The sequence below is a fragment of the Methanotorris formicicus Mc-S-70 genome (assembly GCF_000243455.1).
GTDB lineage: Archaea > AGJL01 > Methanococci > Methanococcales > Methanococcaceae > Methanotorris > Methanotorris formicicus.
The window spans coordinates 1-19,743 of sequence record NZ_AGJL01000008.1; the positions used below are offsets into that span (position 1 = coordinate 1).

21 protein-coding genes and 1 pseudogene are annotated in these 19,743 nt (G+C 32.4%); 10 read left to right on the top strand and 12 right to left on the bottom strand.

Annotated features, from left to right (window positions below; genetic code table 11):
* Positions 1-311: 311 nt before the first annotated feature.
* Together glmS and METFODRAFT_RS02100 are read right to left on the bottom strand one after the other, a co-directional pair.
* Entirely contained in the window at positions 312-2,111 is a 1,800-nt protein-coding gene (gene glmS, locus METFODRAFT_RS02095) for a glutamine--fructose-6-phosphate transaminase (isomerizing) (protein ID WP_007043877.1), read from the bottom strand.
* Between the two features lie 26 nt (positions 2,112-2,137).
* Positions 2,138-3,082 carry a DNA cytosine methyltransferase gene (locus METFODRAFT_RS02100; RefSeq protein ID WP_007043878.1) on the bottom strand — a complete coding sequence of 315 codons (945 nt, stop codon included), beginning with the start codon at positions 3,080-3,082 and terminating at the stop codon, positions 2,138-2,140.
* A 75-nt stretch (positions 3,083-3,157) separates the two neighbouring features.
* Here METFODRAFT_RS02100 and METFODRAFT_RS02105 point away from each other — a divergent pair, with 75 nt between their 5' ends.
* Positions 3,158-4,024: a helix-turn-helix domain-containing protein gene (locus METFODRAFT_RS02105; protein ID WP_007043879.1), complete on the top strand. Its 867-nt coding sequence runs from the start codon at positions 3,158-3,160 to the stop codon at positions 4,022-4,024.
* On the opposite strand, the gene nikR is transcribed toward METFODRAFT_RS02105, so the two are convergent.
* Positions 4,025-4,450: a nickel-responsive transcriptional regulator NikR gene (nikR, locus tag METFODRAFT_RS02110; protein WP_007043880.1), complete on the bottom strand. Its 426-nt coding sequence runs from the start codon at positions 4,448-4,450 to the stop codon at positions 4,025-4,027.
* Between the two features lie 111 nt (positions 4,451-4,561).
* On the opposite strand from nikR, the gene METFODRAFT_RS02115 reads away from it, so the two are divergent.
* A complete protein-coding gene (locus METFODRAFT_RS02115) occupies positions 4,562-5,440 on the top strand; it encodes a DUF2121 family protein (RefSeq protein ID WP_007043881.1) in 879 nt (292 codons plus the stop codon).
* On the opposite strand, the gene METFODRAFT_RS02120 is transcribed toward METFODRAFT_RS02115, so the two are convergent.
* Together METFODRAFT_RS02120 and METFODRAFT_RS02125 are read right to left on the bottom strand one after the other, a co-directional pair.
* Positions 5,441-5,791 (bottom strand): DUF192 domain-containing protein, encoded by a 351-nt coding sequence (locus tag METFODRAFT_RS02120; RefSeq protein WP_007043882.1) that lies wholly within the window; start codon positions 5,789-5,791, stop codon positions 5,441-5,443. It abuts the gene before it with no gap.
* Between the two features lie 8 nt (positions 5,792-5,799).
* Positions 5,800-6,621, bottom strand: a complete 822-nt coding sequence (locus METFODRAFT_RS02125; protein WP_007043883.1) for an SDH family Clp fold serine proteinase — start codon at positions 6,619-6,621, stop codon at positions 5,800-5,802.
* 434 nt (positions 6,622-7,055) lie between these two features.
* Here METFODRAFT_RS02125 and METFODRAFT_RS02130 point away from each other — a divergent pair, with 434 nt between their 5' ends.
* The 3 genes from METFODRAFT_RS02130 (at position 7,056) to cutA (ending at position 9,230) form a co-directional block, all read left to right on the top strand.
* Positions 7,056-8,168 carry an AAA family ATPase gene (locus tag METFODRAFT_RS02130; RefSeq protein WP_007043884.1) on the top strand — a complete coding sequence of 371 codons (1,113 nt, stop codon included), beginning with the start codon at positions 7,056-7,058 and terminating at the stop codon, positions 8,166-8,168.
* A 100-nt stretch (positions 8,169-8,268) separates the two neighbouring features.
* The gene (locus tag METFODRAFT_RS02135) at positions 8,269-8,895 is read left to right on the top strand and encodes a precorrin-2 dehydrogenase/sirohydrochlorin ferrochelatase family protein (protein WP_007043885.1); all 627 of its coding nucleotides are present in this window, start codon (positions 8,269-8,271) and stop codon (positions 8,893-8,895) included.
* Positions 8,896-8,915: 20 nt separating this feature from the next.
* Positions 8,916-9,230, top strand: coding sequence for a divalent-cation tolerance protein CutA (cutA, locus tag METFODRAFT_RS02140; RefSeq protein WP_007043886.1), 315 nt, complete (start codon positions 8,916-8,918; stop codon positions 9,228-9,230).
* A 6-nt stretch (positions 9,231-9,236) separates the two neighbouring features.
* On the opposite strand, the gene METFODRAFT_RS02145 is transcribed toward cutA, so the two are convergent.
* The 4 genes from METFODRAFT_RS02145 to METFODRAFT_RS02160 all read right to left on the bottom strand — a co-directional run bounded on the left by METFODRAFT_RS02145 (position 9,237) and on the right by METFODRAFT_RS02160 (position 13,743).
* Entirely contained in the window at positions 9,237-10,394 is a 1,158-nt protein-coding gene (locus tag METFODRAFT_RS02145) for an MFS transporter (RefSeq protein WP_007043887.1), read from the bottom strand.
* A 66-nt stretch (positions 10,395-10,460) separates the two neighbouring features.
* Positions 10,461-12,035: a COG1361 S-layer family protein gene (locus METFODRAFT_RS02150; protein WP_007043888.1), complete on the bottom strand. Its 1,575-nt coding sequence runs from the start codon at positions 12,033-12,035 to the stop codon at positions 10,461-10,463.
* A gap of 59 nt (positions 12,036-12,094) precedes the next feature.
* Complete coding sequence (locus METFODRAFT_RS02155) at positions 12,095-13,252, bottom strand: MMPL family transporter (protein WP_007043889.1); 1,158 nt, start codon at positions 13,250-13,252, stop codon at positions 12,095-12,097.
* Between the two features lie 41 nt (positions 13,253-13,293).
* Positions 13,294-13,743 (bottom strand): GbsR/MarR family transcriptional regulator, encoded by a 450-nt coding sequence (locus METFODRAFT_RS02160; RefSeq protein ID WP_007043890.1) that lies wholly within the window; start codon positions 13,741-13,743, stop codon positions 13,294-13,296.
* Positions 13,744-13,960: 217 nt separating this feature from the next.
* Here METFODRAFT_RS02160 and METFODRAFT_RS02165 point away from each other — a divergent pair, with 217 nt between their 5' ends.
* Positions 13,961-14,863 carry a homoserine kinase gene (locus METFODRAFT_RS02165; protein ID WP_048115354.1) on the top strand — a complete coding sequence of 301 codons (903 nt, stop codon included), beginning with the start codon at positions 13,961-13,963 and terminating at the stop codon, positions 14,861-14,863.
* A 73-nt stretch (positions 14,864-14,936) separates the two neighbouring features.
* Here the strand turns inward: METFODRAFT_RS02165 and METFODRAFT_RS11920 are convergent.
* Positions 14,937-15,354: pseudogene (locus tag METFODRAFT_RS11920) on the bottom strand (DDE-type integrase/transposase/recombinase); the annotation flags it as partial.
* An 80-nt stretch (positions 15,355-15,434) separates the two neighbouring features.
* Between METFODRAFT_RS11920 and wtpA the strand changes: the two are divergent.
* The 3 genes from wtpA to METFODRAFT_RS11290 all read left to right on the top strand — a co-directional run bounded on the left by wtpA (position 15,435) and on the right by METFODRAFT_RS11290 (position 17,372).
* Positions 15,435-16,499 carry a tungstate ABC transporter substrate-binding protein WtpA gene (gene wtpA, locus METFODRAFT_RS02175; RefSeq protein WP_007043892.1) on the top strand — a complete coding sequence of 355 codons (1,065 nt, stop codon included), beginning with the start codon at positions 15,435-15,437 and terminating at the stop codon, positions 16,497-16,499.
* 115 nt (positions 16,500-16,614) lie between these two features.
* Entirely contained in the window at positions 16,615-17,157 is a 543-nt protein-coding gene (locus tag METFODRAFT_RS11285; protein WP_007043893.1) for a hypothetical protein, read from the top strand.
* 32 nt (positions 17,158-17,189) lie between these two features.
* Positions 17,190-17,372 (top strand): hypothetical protein, encoded by a 183-nt coding sequence (locus tag METFODRAFT_RS11290; protein ID WP_245528880.1) that lies wholly within the window; start codon positions 17,190-17,192, stop codon positions 17,370-17,372.
* A 95-nt stretch (positions 17,373-17,467) separates the two neighbouring features.
* Here the strand turns inward: METFODRAFT_RS11290 and hisS are convergent, their stop codons facing one another.
* Positions 17,468-18,712, bottom strand: coding sequence for a histidine--tRNA ligase (gene hisS / locus METFODRAFT_RS02185; RefSeq protein WP_007043895.1), 1,245 nt, complete (start codon positions 18,710-18,712; stop codon positions 17,468-17,470).
* 61 nt (positions 18,713-18,773) lie between these two features.
* On the bottom strand, positions 18,774-19,058 hold the full coding sequence (locus METFODRAFT_RS02190) for a metal-sulfur cluster assembly factor (RefSeq protein WP_007043896.1): 285 nt from the start codon (positions 19,056-19,058) through the stop codon (positions 18,774-18,776).
* Positions 19,059-19,341: 283 nt separating this feature from the next.
* Here METFODRAFT_RS02190 and METFODRAFT_RS02195 point away from each other — a divergent pair, with 283 nt between their 5' ends.
* Positions 19,342-19,734, top strand: coding sequence for a PIN domain-containing protein (locus METFODRAFT_RS02195; protein WP_007043897.1), 393 nt, complete (start codon positions 19,342-19,344; stop codon positions 19,732-19,734).
* Positions 19,735-19,743: the final 9 nt, after the last annotated feature.

Below are 19,743 nucleotides of genomic sequence, written 5' to 3' on the forward strand. Positions count from 1 at the left end.
GATAGTTCTAATACACGAATTAAACTCTGACAATAGAAGAAAGAGCATATAAACAATTGCATTCGCTTTTTTGAGAATATTCTCACCATAAACAATTTTTATTCGAAAAATAGTAAAATGTTGTGGTAGAAATATCTTATCATAAATGCTATATCATTATATTCGAATATGCTTGCGAAAGTCCTATGCTAATTTTTTGGATTTGGATGTTAAAGGAGATATATGCTTTGTAGATTTATTTCCATATATGGAATCAGATATTTATTTAAAAAAGGCAAAGGAACTTGCTGATGAAGTAATTGTTGTTTAATTTATTCAACAGTAACACTCTTAGCCAATCCTCTTGGCTTATCAACATCTCTCTTTAACTCAACTGCCTTATAATAAGCAAGTAATTGGCATGCTGGGGCATAAACAAATGGACTAACCTCCTCCATAACATCCGGGACTTTTATAATTTCATCAACATCAACATCTATTGGAGAGATTGCAACAACCTTTCCATTCCTTGCTTTAATTTCCTCTATATTGGATAAAACTGAATTTAAAAGTTTGGAGTTTGATGGCGGAACTAATGCAATTGTATCCATATTTTCATCAATCAATGAAATAGTTCCATGCTTTAAGAATCCGCTACTCATTCCTTCTGCATGTAAGTATGTAATTTCTTTAAATTTCAATGCCCCTTCTAAGGCATTTGGTAGATTTATCCCCTTAGAGATGAATAAATAATTATGAACCTTTAAGTTCTCTGCAATCTTTTTTATATTTTTTCTCTCATTTAAAACTTCTTTTATGTAGTTGGGGATGTTTTTAATCTCCTCTTTATATTTACTCATATCTTTGCCAATAACTTCCCCATATTCAATAAACAACCTGTATAAAACCATCAACTGTGCCACGTATGTTTTTGTTGCACATACTGCTATCTCTATCCCTGCCCCCATCATAATTGTTATATCTGCCTCTCTTGTTGCAGTGCTTCCCAAAACATTTACAATCGTTGCTGTCTTTGCATTTTTACTCTTTGCATACCTTATTGCTTTTATTGTATCATAAGTTTCTCCACTCTGAGTTATTGCAATAACCAAGGTTTTTTCATCAACAACCCCCTTAATCAAAAACTCTGATGCATCTATTGGAATAACAACCTTCCCCAACTCAGCAAACCAATATTCAGATACCATTGCTGCATGTAGAGATGTCCCCATTGCAACGATATAAACCCTATCGCATTCAGTCATTAATTTTGCAAGTTTTTCTATCTCTTCTCCTGAAATTTTTGCAGAAACTTTTAATATTTCTGGTTCTTCCATAATCTCTTTTAGCATGAAGTGAGGATAACCTCCCTTCTCAGCACTTTCTATACTCCACTCTATCTCCATAACATCCCTGTCTATTTTTTTGCCATTGTTTTCAATTATTAATAAAAATTCATCATCCTTTTTAATAACCACAAAATCCCCATCTTCTAATGGTATCGCCTTGTTTGTAAATTCCAAAAAAGCGGAAATATCACTCCCTAAGAAGTATCCATCCTTCCCAACACCAACCATGAGAGGGCTTTCATTCCTTGCTCCAATTAATACATTCGGGAAGTTTTTGTTAATTATTGCCAATGCATAGGTTCCATTTAGTTTTTTTATGGCATTTTTAACTGCATTTATGTAATCATCTTCTGAAGGATTTTTATATTTTTTTAATTCCTCTTCAATTAAATGCGGAACTACTTCTGTATCAGTTTCTGATTTAAATTTGTGTCCTTTTTTAATTAATTCCTCTTTTAATTCTTTATAGTTGCTTATAATACCATTATGAACAACTGCAATTTCCCCTTTGCAATCTGTATGTGGATGAGCATTTTGTGTACTTACGTTTCCATGTGTTGCCCATCTTGAGTGCCCTATTGAGACACAACCACAAACATCCAAGAATCTCTCTTTTTTGGCAACTTCCTCAACTTTACCAACATTCTTTTTAATGATTAATTCATTATTATCCACAACACCAATTCCACAACTATCGTAGCCCCTATATTCTAACCTTAAAAGCCCTCTTAATAAAACTTCTGATGCCTTTTTATTCCCAATATATCCAATTATCCCACACATTGTTTCTACCTTTATTAAATTTTTAATTACTTTATAATAATATTTTTAACAACCTCTGCAATAGCCTCTGATAATGTGGGAGGAACGCTTTCACCGATCATGTTATACTGCGTATTTCTCCCACCAAAGAATACAAAATCATCGTCAAACCCCATTAACCTTGCATGTTCTCTAACAGTTAATAGCCTATCTTCGTAGGGATGAACAAACCTCCCCTTCCCCTTAACTGTTGGTGCTAATTTGTAGGGGTGAAGGCGGAACCAGTTTTCCATGACTTTATTTTTCCCCTCGAATTTATATAAACTTTCCCCCCATTTTAGTTTTGAAATTAATGCCAATTTTTTTGGAGATAGTTTTTGTATCTCATGATTTGGTGTGTTTTCATCTATACCACCAATAGCATCAACGACAACTTTCTTCTCTTGTTTTTTTGGTTTTAATTTTATGTTGGATATAAACATCCTTGCTCTTTTTGATGGATTTCCATAATCCTCTGCTCTTAATATGTTGAAATAAACCTTATGCCCAATATCTCCAAACAATTTTTTTAATTCATCTTTAATTTCTTTTATTTGTGGAACATTCTCCATAACAAAAATTAAATCATCGTTCTTTTTTGTAAAGTAATCAACATAGTTTATATAATAAAGGACGAGTTGCCCTATTTTATCCTTATATAGTCTATCCAATGGATTATCTTTAATTTTTATATTTGCCTTTGTGAATGGTTCACATGGTGGAGAACCGATAATTACATCGACCCTCTCTTTATTTATAAATTCATCAAACGCCATTGGCGGAATTCTCTTAATATCATCTACCCAGATCTTTGCATTTATATTGTGCATGTATGTTTTTGCAGAGGGTTTGAAGTTCTCAATTCCTGCCAATATATTAAAATACTTTTTAAACCCTATAGAAAATCCTCCGCATCCGCAAAATAAATCTATAACATTCGGTTTTTTATCCATAGAATTCACCAAAATTTTTATAATGGATTGATTATATTCTTTTAAGATTTTTAAAATTTTCTTAGGGGTATTCTTATGTTGGAGGATTTCAAACCAACAATAAATATAAATTATAAAGGGAAAACCATAACTTCCAATCAAATAAATATTTTAAAGGCAATTTTAAAAACAAAATCCCAAAATAAAGCAGCAAGGATATTGAAAATCCCGCCATCATCAATAAACATACAGATAAAGAGGCTTGAGAACAAGTTAAACACTAAATTAATTTATTCATCCCCCTCTGGGACAATGTTAACAGAGGAGGGTATAAAAATTATAGACCATTTTAACTCAATACAAAACCGACTAAAAGATAATGAATTTATTGCCTGTGGGTTTGTTAGTGGTGAGATAGGGAAACTTTTATTTGATGATGTTATTGTTTCTTCATTTGATAATGTTTTGAAGTTATACAATATGGGATTGACAAAAATTATTGGTGTTGATGACCCATATTGGAGTTTTAGGGTTATGGATGGTAGATTTTTAAGAAGCGAAGGCGGGTTGGGGATGGAGAAAGACGGGGATGTTTACCCCATTGCTTATGATTACTTTGTTATGGTTTATAAGGATGAGTTTGACTTCAAAAATTTGGTTGGGATTAGATACTCTGCCCAAAGGATTGTATGGAAGATTCTAAAAAATGAAGGAATTCCTTTTAAAATAACAACAGTTGTAAAAAACCCACTCCATGCAATTGAGTTAGTTGAAGACGGATACAGTTTATTTTTAAATAAGAGTTTTTCAAGATACATTAACAAATGTAATATAGAAGAACCAAAGTTCTATGAAAAAACAAAGCATACCATCAACTTTATCGGTGATTTAAATAACATGGAAAAATTAATTGAAAAGAGGAAGAAAAAAATTAAAAGAATTGGATTTGATGTTATATATTGATTATTGTGGTACTTTACCCCCCGGTACCATAACAGTTAATTTAACCTGTTTAACACCTTTTTGAGCAGTTAGTTTATCAGTTAATTCTTTTATTTCCTTTGCATCTCCTCTAACCAATATAACCTCCATGCAATGGTCGTGGTCTAAATGCACATGAAGGGTTGCCACAATAATATCTGCATAGTCGTGCTGAATCTCTGTTAATTTTTCTGTAACATCTGACATGTGGTGGTCGTAAATAACATTAATCGTTCCAGCCCTTTCCCCTTCTAAACTATGTATCCACTTATGCTTTATTATATAATCCCTTATAGCATCCCTTATTGCTTCACTCCTGCTTGCATAACCCCTTTCTGCAATAATCTCATCAAATTCACTGAGTAATTTCGTTGGAAGGGATATACTTATTCTATCCATGTCCACCATATTGTTACCCCTTTGTAGTTTTTACAATTCTTCATTATTAATAATTGATAATATATATTATTAACTGATATATAAATCCTTGCATATAATATAATACTAAGTGGTGATAGCATGAGTGTAATAATAGGGTACTATGGGAAAAATGGAGCCGTATTGGGCGGAGATAAAAGACGTATTATGTTCAGAGGCGATGTAGAAAAAAGAAAAATGCTTGAAAAGTTATTATACAATGGAGAAATTAAAAATGATGAAGAATTATTAAAAAAGGCAGAAGAACTTGGTATTAAGTTGCATATTGAAGATGGTAAGAAGAAGGTTAGGAAAATAGGAAACGATGTTTTAGTTGGAGAAGTAAAAACCATAGGAATCGATTCAAAGAGGAGAAGGGTTTACCTAACCAAAGGAAAGTGCATGATTGTTGATGTATTCAATGATGAAATAAAAAACAAATTAATAAAAACAGGTTCTGGAGTTGTGGTTTTTGGAAATAAATATGTAAAAAAAATTGCTGAGGATGAATTTAAAAAGATTGGACATAGATTAACTATGATGAGTTTGGAGGAGATTAAAGACATTATTGAAAATATCTTCAAAAAGTATGATACCCCATCAGTAAGTAAGGAATACATCGTTGTATATACAACAAAAGAGTGTAAAAATTTGGAAGAGGTGGTAAAGAAGGATTTAGATGAGTTATTTGAATATAGAGAAACATTGAGAAAAAAGATGATTGATTTTAGTAAAGTCATGACCATTGTGAACAAGATTGTAAAGAATGGAGAAGTTGGAGTAGTAAAAAATGGAAAACTTGTTTTATATGACAAATACATTGCAATAGACAAAATTTGCCCAAATCCAAATATATTCAATGATATTGAAATTAGGGGGGATGTTGAAGAGGGAGATGTTGTTGTTATAGAAAATGGAGAAATGAAGATTAAAGGAAAAAATACACCTGTTTTTGTTGATCACATCATTTGCGAAAAATAATCAGTCCAATTTTACTTTTTTTCCAAGTAATCCTTCAATATCGATATTTCCACTTTTTATTTCCAACATTGCATTTGAATAATTTTTACATTTGTAAGTTTTCCATGGCTTTAGGTTCTTTACTACCTCAACAACTTCACCATCTTTGAAAAATATTACATCTATCGGATATCTCATAAAAAACGTGTGTATGTGGAGTTTTCTGTTGTTGTATAGGAAAAGCATACCTTCATCATCCCCAATATCCCTCATCATTAAACCAAACGCCCGTTTTAAAAAATTATCTGCCAATATTATTTTATATTCTTTATCTCCTAATTTGACCCTTTTTATTTCATTTGCTCTACCCATATTTTCCCCTAACGCTTTGGATGATATGGAACTGGAATGTATTGAACTGAAGGTCTCTGATTTATTGGTTGTTGATATAAGTCAAACAACTCATAGACCTTCTTTGGAACGTTGGTGTTAACTTCTATTCCCAATTCCTTCAATTTTTTAACAGTCAATGGATAGTCATGTGTCCAAACACCATGTGATAACGTTTTTGCCAGTTCCTTTGCCTTTTCTTCATCCACCTTATCTCTTAATAACTCAAACACAAATTCCTCAACTTGGTTGATTGCTTTTTTAGAAATATCCGCTAAAATTAGGGTTTCGTCATCCAACTCATCAACATGTTTCATTTCTAAGGTTTTTAATATAGATGCTGCTGGATATTGACCAATTTGAGGATCCACTGGACCCATAACTGCATTTTTGTCCATTATTATCTCATCTGCTGCAAGTGCTATCAAACTTCCCCCACTCATTGCATAGTGCGGAATTATTGCCGTGGTTTTTGCTTTATGTTCCTTTAAAGCCATTGCTATCTGTTCTGCTGCTAAAACCAAACCTCCTGGTGTGTGGAGGATAATGTCTATTGGCATATTGTCTGGTGTCATCCTTATTGCCCTCAAAACCTCCTCCGAGTCCTCAATACTTATAAATCTATATATCGGAATTCCAAATAAAGCCAGTTGCTCCTGCCTGTGAATTAAAACAATAACCCTTGTTTTTCTCTCTGCTTCCAATTCCTTTATACATTTGTATCTCTGCAACAATCTAAACTTAAACATCATTTGTGGATATATTAGCATGAATATGAAAAATAGCCAAAACAGACCGGAAAACGGATCCATAATCTACACCTGTTTCAGTAACTTATACAGATTAATTTTTTCAGCAATTAATTATTTAATACAATCTCTAATTTTAAACTTAATGTTCCAAAATCCCCCTCCAATTTCTGAAGTGGATAAATAGTCAGATATGTCTTAATTGGTATTAAAGATTTACTTAAATTATTTAATTGGAAAGTTTTAATAAGGATATTTGCAATCCCATAAAATTTTAAGTTCATTGAATTAATTAGGGGTAATCTTACACCTAAATCATTAGAACTGGAAATAGGTGATAGTTAATCGTTCGATGGTTTTTTTGTATGAGAAGGGCAGGTTTATCCTCAAATGCTTTATGGTTTGGTTATTATAGCATTCTGAGATACCTTTAAATATCAGTACACTAATACCAGATTAATGTATTTAAATTATAATAACTATTTAGGGGTGTGCCAATGAGCAACATCAATGTAAACACCATTAGAATCAAACCATTATTATCAAAATCACTCCCATTACCTGATGAAACTATGGCTCTCAAATATGTTGTATTAGAGCCTGTGGGATTTCCTATAAAAGTAAGTAGCGAGAACGTTAGAGTCACTACTGATGACCCAAAATTATTCAATTTTTATGCGAGGGACCAGTGGGCTGGCGAGATTGTTAAAGAAGGAGATTATTTATTCGATAACACAATCATCCCTGATTACGCATTTAAAGTTGTTTCAACATACCCAAGAGAGGGAGGAATTGTAACAAAAGATACCCTATTCAAATTAGAGACCCCAAAGGTTGTTAAGAAGGACTTTAAAAAAGCGAGATTTAGTGATATTGTCGGTCAGGAAGAGGCAAAGAGAAAATGTAAAATTATTATGAAATATCTTGAAAACCCAGAGTTATTTGGAGACTGGGCTCCAAAGAACATCCTCTTCTACGGCCCTCCAGGAACAGGGAAGACGTTATTAGCAAGGACTTTAGCAACAGAAACTGATGTTCCCCTCTTCCTAATAAAAGCACCAGAGTTAATAGGGGAGCATGTTGGTGATGGTTCAAAGCAGATTAGAGAACTCTATGAGGAGGCATCAGAAAATGCCCCATGTATTGTGTTTATTGATGAACTTGATGCTATAGCATTGAGTAGGCAATATCAATCATTAAGAGGGGATGTCTCTGAGGTAGTTAATGCTCTATTAACTGAACTCGATGGAATTAAGGACAATGAAGGGGTTGTAACTATTGCTGCAACAAACAACCCAAATATGCTTGACTCTGCAATTAGAAGCAGGTTTGAGGAAGAGATTGAATTCAAATTACCAAATGATAAGGAAAGATTAAAAATTATGGAACTCTATGCAAAGAAGATGCCAATACCAATTAAAGTAGATTTAAGAAAGTATGTTGAAAAAACCAAAGGTATGAGTGGTAGGGATATAAAGGAAAAATTCTTAAAACCTGCATTACATAAAGCAATATTGGAAGATAAAAACTTTATTGGTAAGGAGGACTTAGATTCTTCATTAAAAAGAATATTTGGAGATAGAAAAGAACCTCTACATTTATATGGATAAATTTGCTATTTCTTTAAAAATTTTGCTTTTCTTTTTATTAAAGTATATCCATATATTTGAGTTTAATATTTATATATACAAAAAATGCCAAAGGGAAATCATGATACCCATATTTGTTAATTTGGAAGGTTTTAAAGTTGCCATTTTTGGATTTGGAGAAGTTGGGAAGAGGAGGGCAAAGAAGTTATTGAAAGCAGATGCAGATGTGGATATCTATTCAAAAACATTTGATACTGGAGGATTCGAAAAAAAAATTAATTTTATAAAATGTGATGTAAATGAAATATCTGATGAGGATTTGGAAAAAATCATCAAAAAATACGATATAATAGTTGCTGCAATTGACAAAAAAAACAATGATAGGATCGTAAAAATTGCAAAGAGACTGGGAAAGTTTGTAAACTCCGCCACATTTGAGGATGAGGCAAATTTGATTATTCCCGCATGCACTGAGGTTGGTGGTGTTTTATTTGCAGTATATACAAAAGGAAAAAGCCCTCTAATAGCAAGGGAGATAAGAAAGTTGGTTGAAAACTATTTGTTATCTCATGAGGAAGATTTAATCATCCAAAGTTACGTAAGGGAAAACTTAAAAGAAAAAATCGATAATCAGAAAAAAAGAAAAGAAATTCTTGAAGAACTATTCAGGAATGATAAATTTAAAAAGGAATTATTAAAATTAATTGAAAAATATAGCATACATGATTTATCACACTTAAAAAATTAATCATGCAAAAGGTGTTAAAAATGTATGCTTTAGTTTATATCACCGCAAGCAATCGCGAAGAGGCAAAAAATATAGTATCTCATCTTTTAGAGAATAGATTAGTAGCATGTGCAAACATCTTCCCAATAGAATCCATGTATTGGTGGAAGGGAAGAATTGAAAATGATGGTGAAGTAGCAATAATATTGAAAACAAAGGAAAAATTGGTAAAAAAGATTATTGAAGAGGTTAAAAAACTCCACAGTTACACAAACCCCTGCATTATTGCAATACCAATAATTAATGGCTCAGAGGAATTTTTGAAGTGGATTGACGAAGAGACATCCAATTGTTAATTATTTTTAATTATTTTTTATTCTCAAATAACTTATAACACCTATTATAATTGAAAATATGGCTGAAACTTTGAACATGTTTGATATTCCTAAAATATCAGATAAAAATCCAAAGAATATTGAACCTATGAACATCCCTATATTCATACTCGTTGTAAAAAGCCCCATGGCTTCTCCTTTTCTATGTGTTGGAATGTCTTTAATTGCAAGGGATGTTGTGGATGTGGTTGATATTGAACTTCCAATTGCCACAATTGTTAATGAGGTTAATATACTTAGAATTGAGGATGACATTGATAACATATATATTCCAAATGATATTATAAAAATTCCAAATATTATCATTACATTCCCAAATCTATCGTAGAGTCTTCCAAAACTCCTTTGTAGAAATGCCATTAAAAGATTGGTTATTGCAATCATAAAACCAACACTACCTATAGAAATATCATAACTGGTTGCATATAATGCTAAATAAGCAATTATTCCCGCATTTACCATTACATTAGATATGTTGATAACAAAAGAAGATAAAAAATTTCTATTTTTTAAGAATTCAAATGAAAATAACTTAATTTTGTTTTTTTTAATATTTTTTATGTCTCTATTAAAAGCAATATCTTCCAACTTCGTATAACTTATAATTGCCGCCAAAATTCCCAAAAATCCACAAAAATAGAATGGTGTTTTAATCCCATAAATATCAGCAAGAGTTCCACCTATAAACGGCCCTATTCCAAAACCCAATGTAATTGCAGAATTAAAGAATCCCATATACTCTCCCAATCTTGCCCTTGGGGCTATAGATGCCACATAAGAACCTGCTACTGGTGTTACAAAAGAGGAAAAAATTCCTGTGAAAATTCTAACAATTAAAAGACCCAAAACCGTATCAACAAAATTATACATTAATGTAAAAACCCCATAAAAAAGCGTTCCACTCACAATAAAAAATTTCTTCCCATATACATCAGACAAAACCCCAACAGGAATTTGAGCTATTGTTCTTGCAAGTGCAAATGAACCAAATATTAAACCAATCTCAAAATTTGTCGCCCCTAAAGTTTGGGCATATATCGCCATAATAGGGGCGATAAAACCAACACCAAGCATAGTTGTAAAGGCAGTAATCCAAATAACAAACATACTCCTTTCTAACCCCATAACATCACCTAAAAATATTAAAAATAAAAAAATAAATAAAAATTTGGAAAAAATGATAATGATAAGTTATTGCTGTTTCTTTTTCAAATGATAGTACCCTATTGCCATTAAAGCAATTACAATTGCTATTAACCCAACATAAGTTCCAAAGTTTCCTCCAGTGGAATTCTCGACAACCACTTTTAAAGGCTTTTGGGAAATGTAAACGTTGTCATCTCCCTCATCCCTATCTCCTGCACACCTAATTTCAAGTGTTATTATGTATTCTTTTGGATTTGCATCATTATCTACATCAATAACAATAACTCCAGTTCCATTTTCTCCAGGATATAAAGTCCCTATCGTATCACTTTTCTGCGGATAGTCAAATGGCTGCCCAGAGTTTCTTATTGCAGAAATCTTGACATTTTCTGCCTTTTCATTACCAATGTTTTTAACGGTTATATAAACCTTATTTTCTTTCCCTGCCTCTACTTTAACCTCTTTTGTGAGTATTTCAAATATTGGCTTTGGCTTTATGTATATGGTTATTGTCTTTGTTGTAGAGTGTTCTTTGTTGAATATATCCAAATAGGTTATATTTATTGGCACTTCATAATGCCCAGATTTTGCATATTTATCAACATCTATGTAGAAGGTTACTGTTTTTGACTCCCCACCATGCAAGGTTCCAATGTTCTTTATATTGCAACTGCTCCAACTGTCTTTAAATGGATATTTGGCAATTAAATTAAGTCCGACATCTTTTGCCTCACCATGACCGTTGTTTGTTACCGTCACATCTATCTTGCAGTATGTATCACCAGGCTTTATTTCCTTCGGTTCTGTCACAACGTTACTTATGCCAAGTAAAATATCTCCTCTCACAACAAATCCAAGGTTTATATTTTCTGTTCTCTGGGTTCCATCTTCATCTATCCATGTTATTGTTGAGGGGATTATGTAAGAGTTCTCTAAGGCATTATCTGATGTATGAAGTTTTATATACAAAGTTCTTTTTTCATTTGGTTCCAATCCTCCCAAGTAGAACTTTGTTTTATCCACTGGTGAGATGAAGTTGTTGTTTCCAAGATTTAAAGATACTTCCTTTGCAGTTCCTGTTCCTTTATTTATTATGGTTATTGGGATTGTTTGAGTTTTTGCAGGGGTTAAAGTTAAATTATTTGCACCTATCTCAAAGTTTGCAATCCCATAAACTGGCAAATAATACACCTTGGTAAATTCATGATGGGTAATGGTTTTCTCTCCATTATCATCCTTAACCTCATCATAACTAACCGTAACATCGATTCTATAATCCCTTGAAGGGGCGTTCTCATCAACGTGGAGTTTAAAGTAAACGGTATCACTCTCTCCTGTGTTTAAATGGGAAATTGTTGCTTTTCCTATCTCTGGATTAACCTGTCTTAACTCAAATGGGTAATGAGGAGTTATTTTAACAGTTATGTCCCTAATTTCATTATCGTAGTTATCGTTTGTTATTTTAAACCAAACATCAACATCATCCCCTGGATGTATTTTTAATGGCTGATATTGAGGGCTATCTATTTGAAGGGCATTTACACTAAGTAGTATGGAGAATACCAATGGAATTACAAACAATTTTTTAAATCTTAATATCTTTTCTATTTTAATCAGCATCATTACCACCTTTTATTTTCTTAATATCACTCCTTCCTGCAGTTGTCTAAATTAGGTTTTTAATGTGATTCTTTGCCTTTTATTTTCTTAATTAGTGGCATAACATACCTCTCTTCAATGATTATCATTGCTGGCAATAAAGTCAGAACTGCAACCATACAGAAAAAGATCCCCAAAGCACAAACCTTTCCAAGGTTTGCCATCATTGGTAGCGGGGCTAAAACTAAAGCAAGGAAACCAACAACTGTTGTTGCTGTTGTAGCCATGACTGCAGTTCCTGTTTGGACAACTGCTGTTTCTATTGCCTCTTTTACCGGTCTTTTCTTTTTTCTTTCCTCTTCATATCTATGCATTAAGTGGATTCCATAATCAATTCCCATACCAAGTAATAATGAACCCATTCCTGCTGTTGCCATGTCCAAGGGAACTCCTAAGAGCCCCATTGCTCCTCCAGTCCAAATAACTGCTATTAAGACAGGCATTAAAGGCATTACTGAAGATATTGGCTTTTTGAAGTATAAGAACAATACCACCAAAACACCAATTAAACCTACCATTGTTGTGAAAGATTGGCTTTCTTTCATTAACTCATCCATCAACTTCCTCATTGGTGGAGTTCCTGTGCAAATAACCTCAACTCCAGGAGGGAATGGTGTTTCATCAATTCTCTCATTTACATCATCCAAAACTCTCATCAACTTCTTCTGATCCCCACCTGCATCAGTATAGGCATTAACAACAACCATTGAGAAGTCATCATTAAACATCTTCGCCTTTTGCTCATCTGAAAGAGAGTTGTAAATTCTCTTTACAGTATCAATGTCATTGGGCACAACTCCTCCGTTTGCAGTTATTATAACATCAACAGGGGAACTAACTCCAGTTATCCCATCAATTCCTTTTAAATCATCTTCAAGATACTTTATCGCCTTTAAAACCCTTGGATCTCTTATATCAACAACTTTATCAGAACTATCAGACGGCTTTAGTTTTATACAGATGGTTATGATGTCCGTTCCTCCAAAGTTGTCCCTAACCTCGTATAGCGTTTTAATTATTGGGTTATCTTGAGGAAGCATCTTCTCAAATGCTGTTTGAGATTTTATATTTGTTGCAGATAATCCAGCAAAGATCGTAATGATGAGTATAATTAAAATCATTAGAAAGGGCTTTTCTTCTGAAAAGTTTGCTATCTTTTTTAGTATCTCTTCAAGCATTTATACCACCATATCTATGCCCTGGCAAGACATTTTTGAAACTAACATTCTAATCTGTTGAGAAGTTCCAAAACCTTCTCTGAAACTTTCTTCATCTTTTCAATACCTTTTAATTTCCTTTTTATGAATTCTTTTTCTTCTCCTTCAGATTCCTGTTCCATTTCTTTTAATTTCTCGTAGGTATTGGTTATCATTGTATGTTTCTTGTTTACTATGTCCTTATATAATGAAAATCCATCCATTGCTTCATAGTAATTTTTTCTCTCCCCTTTAATCCACACCTTCTTTACAAAACCCAATTTTTCAAGTTTATTTAATGCCATACTTACATTTCCTTTGCTAATTCCCAATTGTTCCATTATATCTGCTATGCATAACGGCTCATCGGATAAATAAAGGATTGCATAAACCTCTCCAACAGATTTACTTAAACCATGAATCTTAGCAATTTCTGAGAATAACTCTATAACTGCCTTTTTTACCTCCTCCATAATTACACCATTATTCCATTTTCTTCTTATTTTGAATCTTCAATGATTGTTGGCATTTTCTCACCTTAAGGTTAAGTTCAAAATGTTCAAAATTTTCTGAACAAATTGAATATATGATACTATATAAAGTTTACGTTTTAAAGTTAAGAACAATTTATAAAATTGTTTTTTATAGTTTGATGTATAAGAAATGAATAAAAAATTATATGGTGATAAAATGAGGAAAGTAACCGTCCGTTCCCCAGCAACATCCGCTAACTTAGGGCCTGGATTTGATGTATTTGGTTTGTGTTTGGAAGAGCCTTATGATATAATTAGCGTTGAGAAAATCGAGGATGGCATAAAAATTGAGGTTGATGGGGAAAAAAGTGGAGAAATTCCAACAGAACCTGATAAAAATACCGCTGGTGTTGTAGCAAAGGCAATGATGAAAGATTTTAACATAAAAGAAGGTATAAAAATTCACATAACAAAGGGAATAAAACCAGGTAGTGGTTTAGGAAGTAGTTCAGCATCTTCTGCTGGTGTTGCCGTTGCTATAAGTGAATTATTTAATTTAAAACCCTCAAAATTAAAGTTGGTTGAATATGCTGCATTGGGAGAGGGTGTTGCTGCTGGTTCTCCACATGCTGATAACGTTGCTCCAGCAATATTTGGTGGATTCACAATGGTAACAAACTACAACCCATTGGAAATATTACATGTTCCTGTTGAAATGGAAGTTTTAATTGCCTTGCCAGACATCCAAATAAGCACAAAAGAAGCGAGGGAAATCTTACCTAAAAAAATTGAGATGGGAGAGATGATAAATAACGTTGGTAAGGCATGCGGCATGGTTTATAGTTTATTCAAAAATGATATTGAATTGTTTGGGAAGTATATGATGATGGATAAGGTTGTTGAACCTCGTAGAGCAAAATTAATCCCGAAATATGAAGAAGTTAAGGAAAAAGTTAAAGATAAGGTTTATGGTATAACCATCAGTGGTGCAGGACCTGCTATAATTGCAATTCCAAAAAAGGAATATATTTTGGAAGTTAAGGAGTTATTTGAAGATGTTTGGGGAAGGGTTTATTTAACAAAAGTTGGAGGCGGAGTTAGTGTTTTAGAAAAATTGTAATTAGATTCTTTAATATCATCTATTAAATTTTTTAATTAACTGTTGTATCTTGAAATTATTTCGCCATAATTTTTCATACGCTAATCACCTCCTTATCACACTCTACACCATAATAAACTTCATAAGGCGTCTTAAAATTAAGAGAACGATGTGGTTTTACTCGATTATACCAATCTACGAACTCTTCTAAACTATTGAACATATATAATCGATACTCCACCTTTCTATTTATCCTTTTAACTTTTCCTATTGTTTGGGATGTCTAACAGAGGTTCTTATATGCAAAATCCGATTTTCCAGTAGAAACTTCTGGAATTTAGATACCCCTCCTCTCGCAGGAACGAATTGAGTTCCATTATCGGTTAATATCTTTTTAGGTTTCCCATACTTTTTAAAGTAGAAATTACAACGTCTGATGTCGCTTCTTCATACAACTTAACATGTAAAATATATCTACTATGGTCGTCTATTATTAGCAGTAGGTTAATTTTTGAGTTAATCAATTTACATTAACATAAAATTTAAATATAGTATTCAATTTAATTTAACAGTGTAGCATGGAGGTGGTATTTTGATTAAATCAAAATGGCTCTTGATAGGATTGATTGGAATGATAGGTATTGCATTATGTGGTTGTGTAAATCAGACATCTAATGCCAGTGAAAAACCTACTCAATCAACCACCCCACAAACAAGTAAAGTAGAAAACAAAGTCTTAAAAATATTCCATGCTGGAAGTTTATCCGTGCCATTTTCTGAATATGAGAAGATGTTTGAGAAGGAACATCCAAATATCGACGTGCAGAGAGAACCCGCAGGAAGTGTAATGTGTGTCAGAAAAATTACAGACTTGGGTAAAAAAGCAGATATCTTAGCATCAGCAGATTACTCATTGATTCCACAAATGATGATGCCAAATTATGCAGATTGGTATATAATGATAGCAAGGAATGAACTTGTTTTAGCATACACAGACAAAAGCAAATATAATGACGAAATAAATTCAGAAAATTGGTATGAAATATTGAATAAACCTGGGGTTAAATTTGGTTTCTCAAATCCTAACGATGACCCATGTGGTTATAGGAGTCAGATGGTCATGCAGTTGGCAGAGATTTACTATAAAAATCCAGAAATATATGATAATTTGGTCTTAAAGAACTCAAACATTAAAGTTGAGAAGGAAAATGACACCTACACAATATTAGTTCCTAAGGATATAAATGTAAATACAAACAAAATTGTCTTAAGAAGTAAAGAAACAGATTTATTGGCTCCTTTAGAAGCAGGTGCCTACGATTATCTCTTCATATACAAAAGTGTCGCAAACCAGCACAACTTAAAATACGTTGAACTCCCAAAAGAGATAAACCTTGGTTACTATGAGTATGCAGATACCTACAAAAAAGTTAGGTTGGAACTACTTAGCAAAAATAAAACTCTGGTTGCAAAACCAATTGTCTATGGTTTAACCATCCCAAAAAATGCACCTAACAAAAAAGAAGCAATTGAGTTTGTTAAACTTATCTTAGAGCATCCAGAAGTATTTGAAAACAATGGACAGCCAGTTATCAACCCAGTAATTGGATTTGGAAACATCCCTGAAGAAATAAAGCCATTAGTAAAAATAGAATAAATTATTCTCTTTTATTTTTTATAACTGATAGTGTGATTTAACACTATTAAAATTAAAACCAAAAAATAGAAATAGATAGCACTTAAATAACTTATTAAAAAACGGTGAAACCTCCATGCTAACAGCACTTAATAATATACTCACTAATTCTATAAATAGTTTAAGATTTAACTGTTCAGAGGGATTATCCAAGTTCGCACAGGTTAGAATCATAATAATAAAAATTATTTCGATTTATACTACAATAAAACCACTTAGCAAAAAATCAACAGATATATTTATCGAAATTATTAGATTTCTATTTCACATAGATATCGGGACGGTCGTAGGAGACACTTTTGTAACGACAAAGAAAATTATGAAGAAATCTAAAGAATTAGGGATGGAATATATTGGTAAACTTAGGAAAAACATTATAGTCGAGTATTTCGGTAAGAAGGTTAAGGTAGAAGAATTGTTTAGGAAGGATTTTAGCGAAGATAAGCTTAAATTAAGGACTGTTAATGGAATAGAGTTTAGATTATCTGCTAAAATCGTGAATATCTCCGATGTTGGTAAAGTTAAAATCGTTGCAGTGTTTATGGAAAATCAGAGATTAGACGAAATGCTTCGCATTTCGTTGCTCGCTTACTTCGTAAGCGAAAACCCAAGTATTTAGTATCTACAAGCTATAAAAAGAAGGCAGAGGATATTATAAGCGAGTATATGAAGAGACCGAAGATAGAAGAAAAACATCGAAGAGACAAATCGATTTTAGAAATCGAAGGAAACTATCTAACGTCTGAAAAGAGCAATATTGGATTTGTTAGATTTATGGCGATAGTATCAAACTGCATAGAATATTTGAGATACAAATATGGACTATCATTTTAAAGTGGCTAAAGAGTGTAGTAAGGAACTAATAAAGAAGGAATATTGTAATCACACTGTAGTTTTATAAACATTTTTCAAAAAAATAAAATTAAATCTTATAGATACCCGCTTATTTTATTGATATCGACTAATTTTTGCTCTCCACTAACCATATCTTTTAAAGTAACTTTTCCTTCATTCAACTCCTTACTACCAACAATAATAACCTTTTTAATACCTTTTGTGTTTGCATAATCTAATGCCTTATTTAACCTTCTCCCCATCAATTCAACTTCAACGATTTTGTTGTTTTTTCTTAATGTATCCGCTATATCTAAGCACACCTTTATTAATTCCTTATCCTTCTTCACTGGAGTTATTAATATTGCCTCTTCTTCAACCTCAAAGTCTTCTATGTTAAGCATAATCCTATCAAAACCATAGGCAAATCCAACCGCTGGTGTTGCCTCTCCTCCAAATGTTTCTATTAAATTGTCATATCTTCCTCCACCGCAAACCTGCCTTGCCCCCTCTCTTCTTCCATAAATCTCAAATACCATTCCAGTGTAGTAATCAAGGCCTCTCGCAATTCCCAAGTTTATAACATAATCATGCCTTACAAAATCCAATATCTCCTCGAGATTCTCCACTGCTTCAATTGCCTTTGGATAATCTTTTAAGTCTTCTTTAACTTTTTCCAATATTTCTCTTCCTCCCCTATACTCCAAAACTTTAAAGATGACGTCCTTCTTCTCTTCACCAATCTCTTCATTTAAAAACTTCTCAAGACCATCTATATCTTCCTTATCAATCAAATGCCTTATTTTGTTTTGTGTTTCAACGTCCAATCCCATTTCATCAAACACTCCCCTTAAAACTCCTAAATGCCCAATATGAACTTCAAAATCCATATTTATGCTTTTAAGTCCCTCAATTGCAAGGTTTAATACTTCTGCATCTGCCAATGGACTTTTACTCCCAATCAACTCACATCCCATCTGCCAAAATTCCCTATATCTTCCTGCCTGTGGTCTCTCATATCTAAAACAGTTTGCAAAATAATAAATTTTAAGAGGTTTTGGCAACATCTTCAACTCATTTATATAAAATCTCGCTACTGGGGAGGTGAGTTCTGGTCTTAATGCCATTTCCCTGTTTCCATGGTCTTTAAATACAAAAAGTTGCTTCCTAATCTCTTCTCCTGTTTTCTTTGCAATTAAATCAAAGGATTCAAAAGTTGGGGTTAAAATTTCTTTATAGTTGTAACTCTCTATAACCTTCCTCATTTTGTTCTCAATGATTCTCCTCTTCCTCATCTCTTCTGGTGTAAAGTCCCTTGTTCCTCTTGGTTTTTGAAACATCATTCCACCTTAAATTATAAATTTTTAAAAAATTAACAAAATGAAAAAAATGGATAAAAAATTATTCTTTGCTCAGTATCTCATTTAGATCTTTTTCCATCATGTGTCCTTTAACTTCAACCTTTACACTCTTTACGCCTTCAATACCTTTAACTACTTCCTTTGCATGCATTGCCATCCCTAAAACACTCATACATGCAGGATTTGTTGGGGTTAATGTAAAACTAACATTCCCCTCATCATCAACTTCAACATCACTTATCAATCCCATATCAACAATACTAATCCCCATGTGAGGATCGGCAACTCTTTTTAATGCATTTATTACATCTTCTTTTGAAACCATAATCTTCCACCTTCCTAATCATTTTATTGCAAATGGACTTGCGTTATATGAGCACGTACCTTCATAAAATTAAAAGGTAAATTGTGCTCTATTGAAAATTTTAACCATATAAGTTATGTTCTTTTAGAAATATTTATTATACCCAAATAAACAATATAGAATTCACAAACGACTATATAAATAAAGTTCTATTTTATATTTTCGTTTCCCATAAATAAAACCCAAATAACAAAAAACCCTTTTGTAAAATTTTACTGAACCTAAATCGGTTGGGTGTTGTTTTATGTATTTGGTGGTTCCAGACACAAATTTTTTAATATATGCATTTAAGCATAAGATAAATTTCGACTATGAATTAGAAAGAGCATTAAACGCAAAGTATAAGATAGTTGTACTAAAATGTGTTTATGATGAATTACAAAAACTCCAAAAGGAATTAAAAGGTAAAGAAAAACTATCAGTATCTTTGGCATTAGAGATGATTAAAAAATATGATATCGTTGATTACAACAAAGGTCACTACACGGATGAGATAATTATAAACTTTGCAAAGGAAAATAAAAACATAGTTGTATGCACAAATGATAAAGAATTAAAAAACAAACTTATTGACTTAAACATCCCAATAATATTTGTTAGACAGAAGAATTACTTTGATATTATTGGACTTATATGAAAAATATTA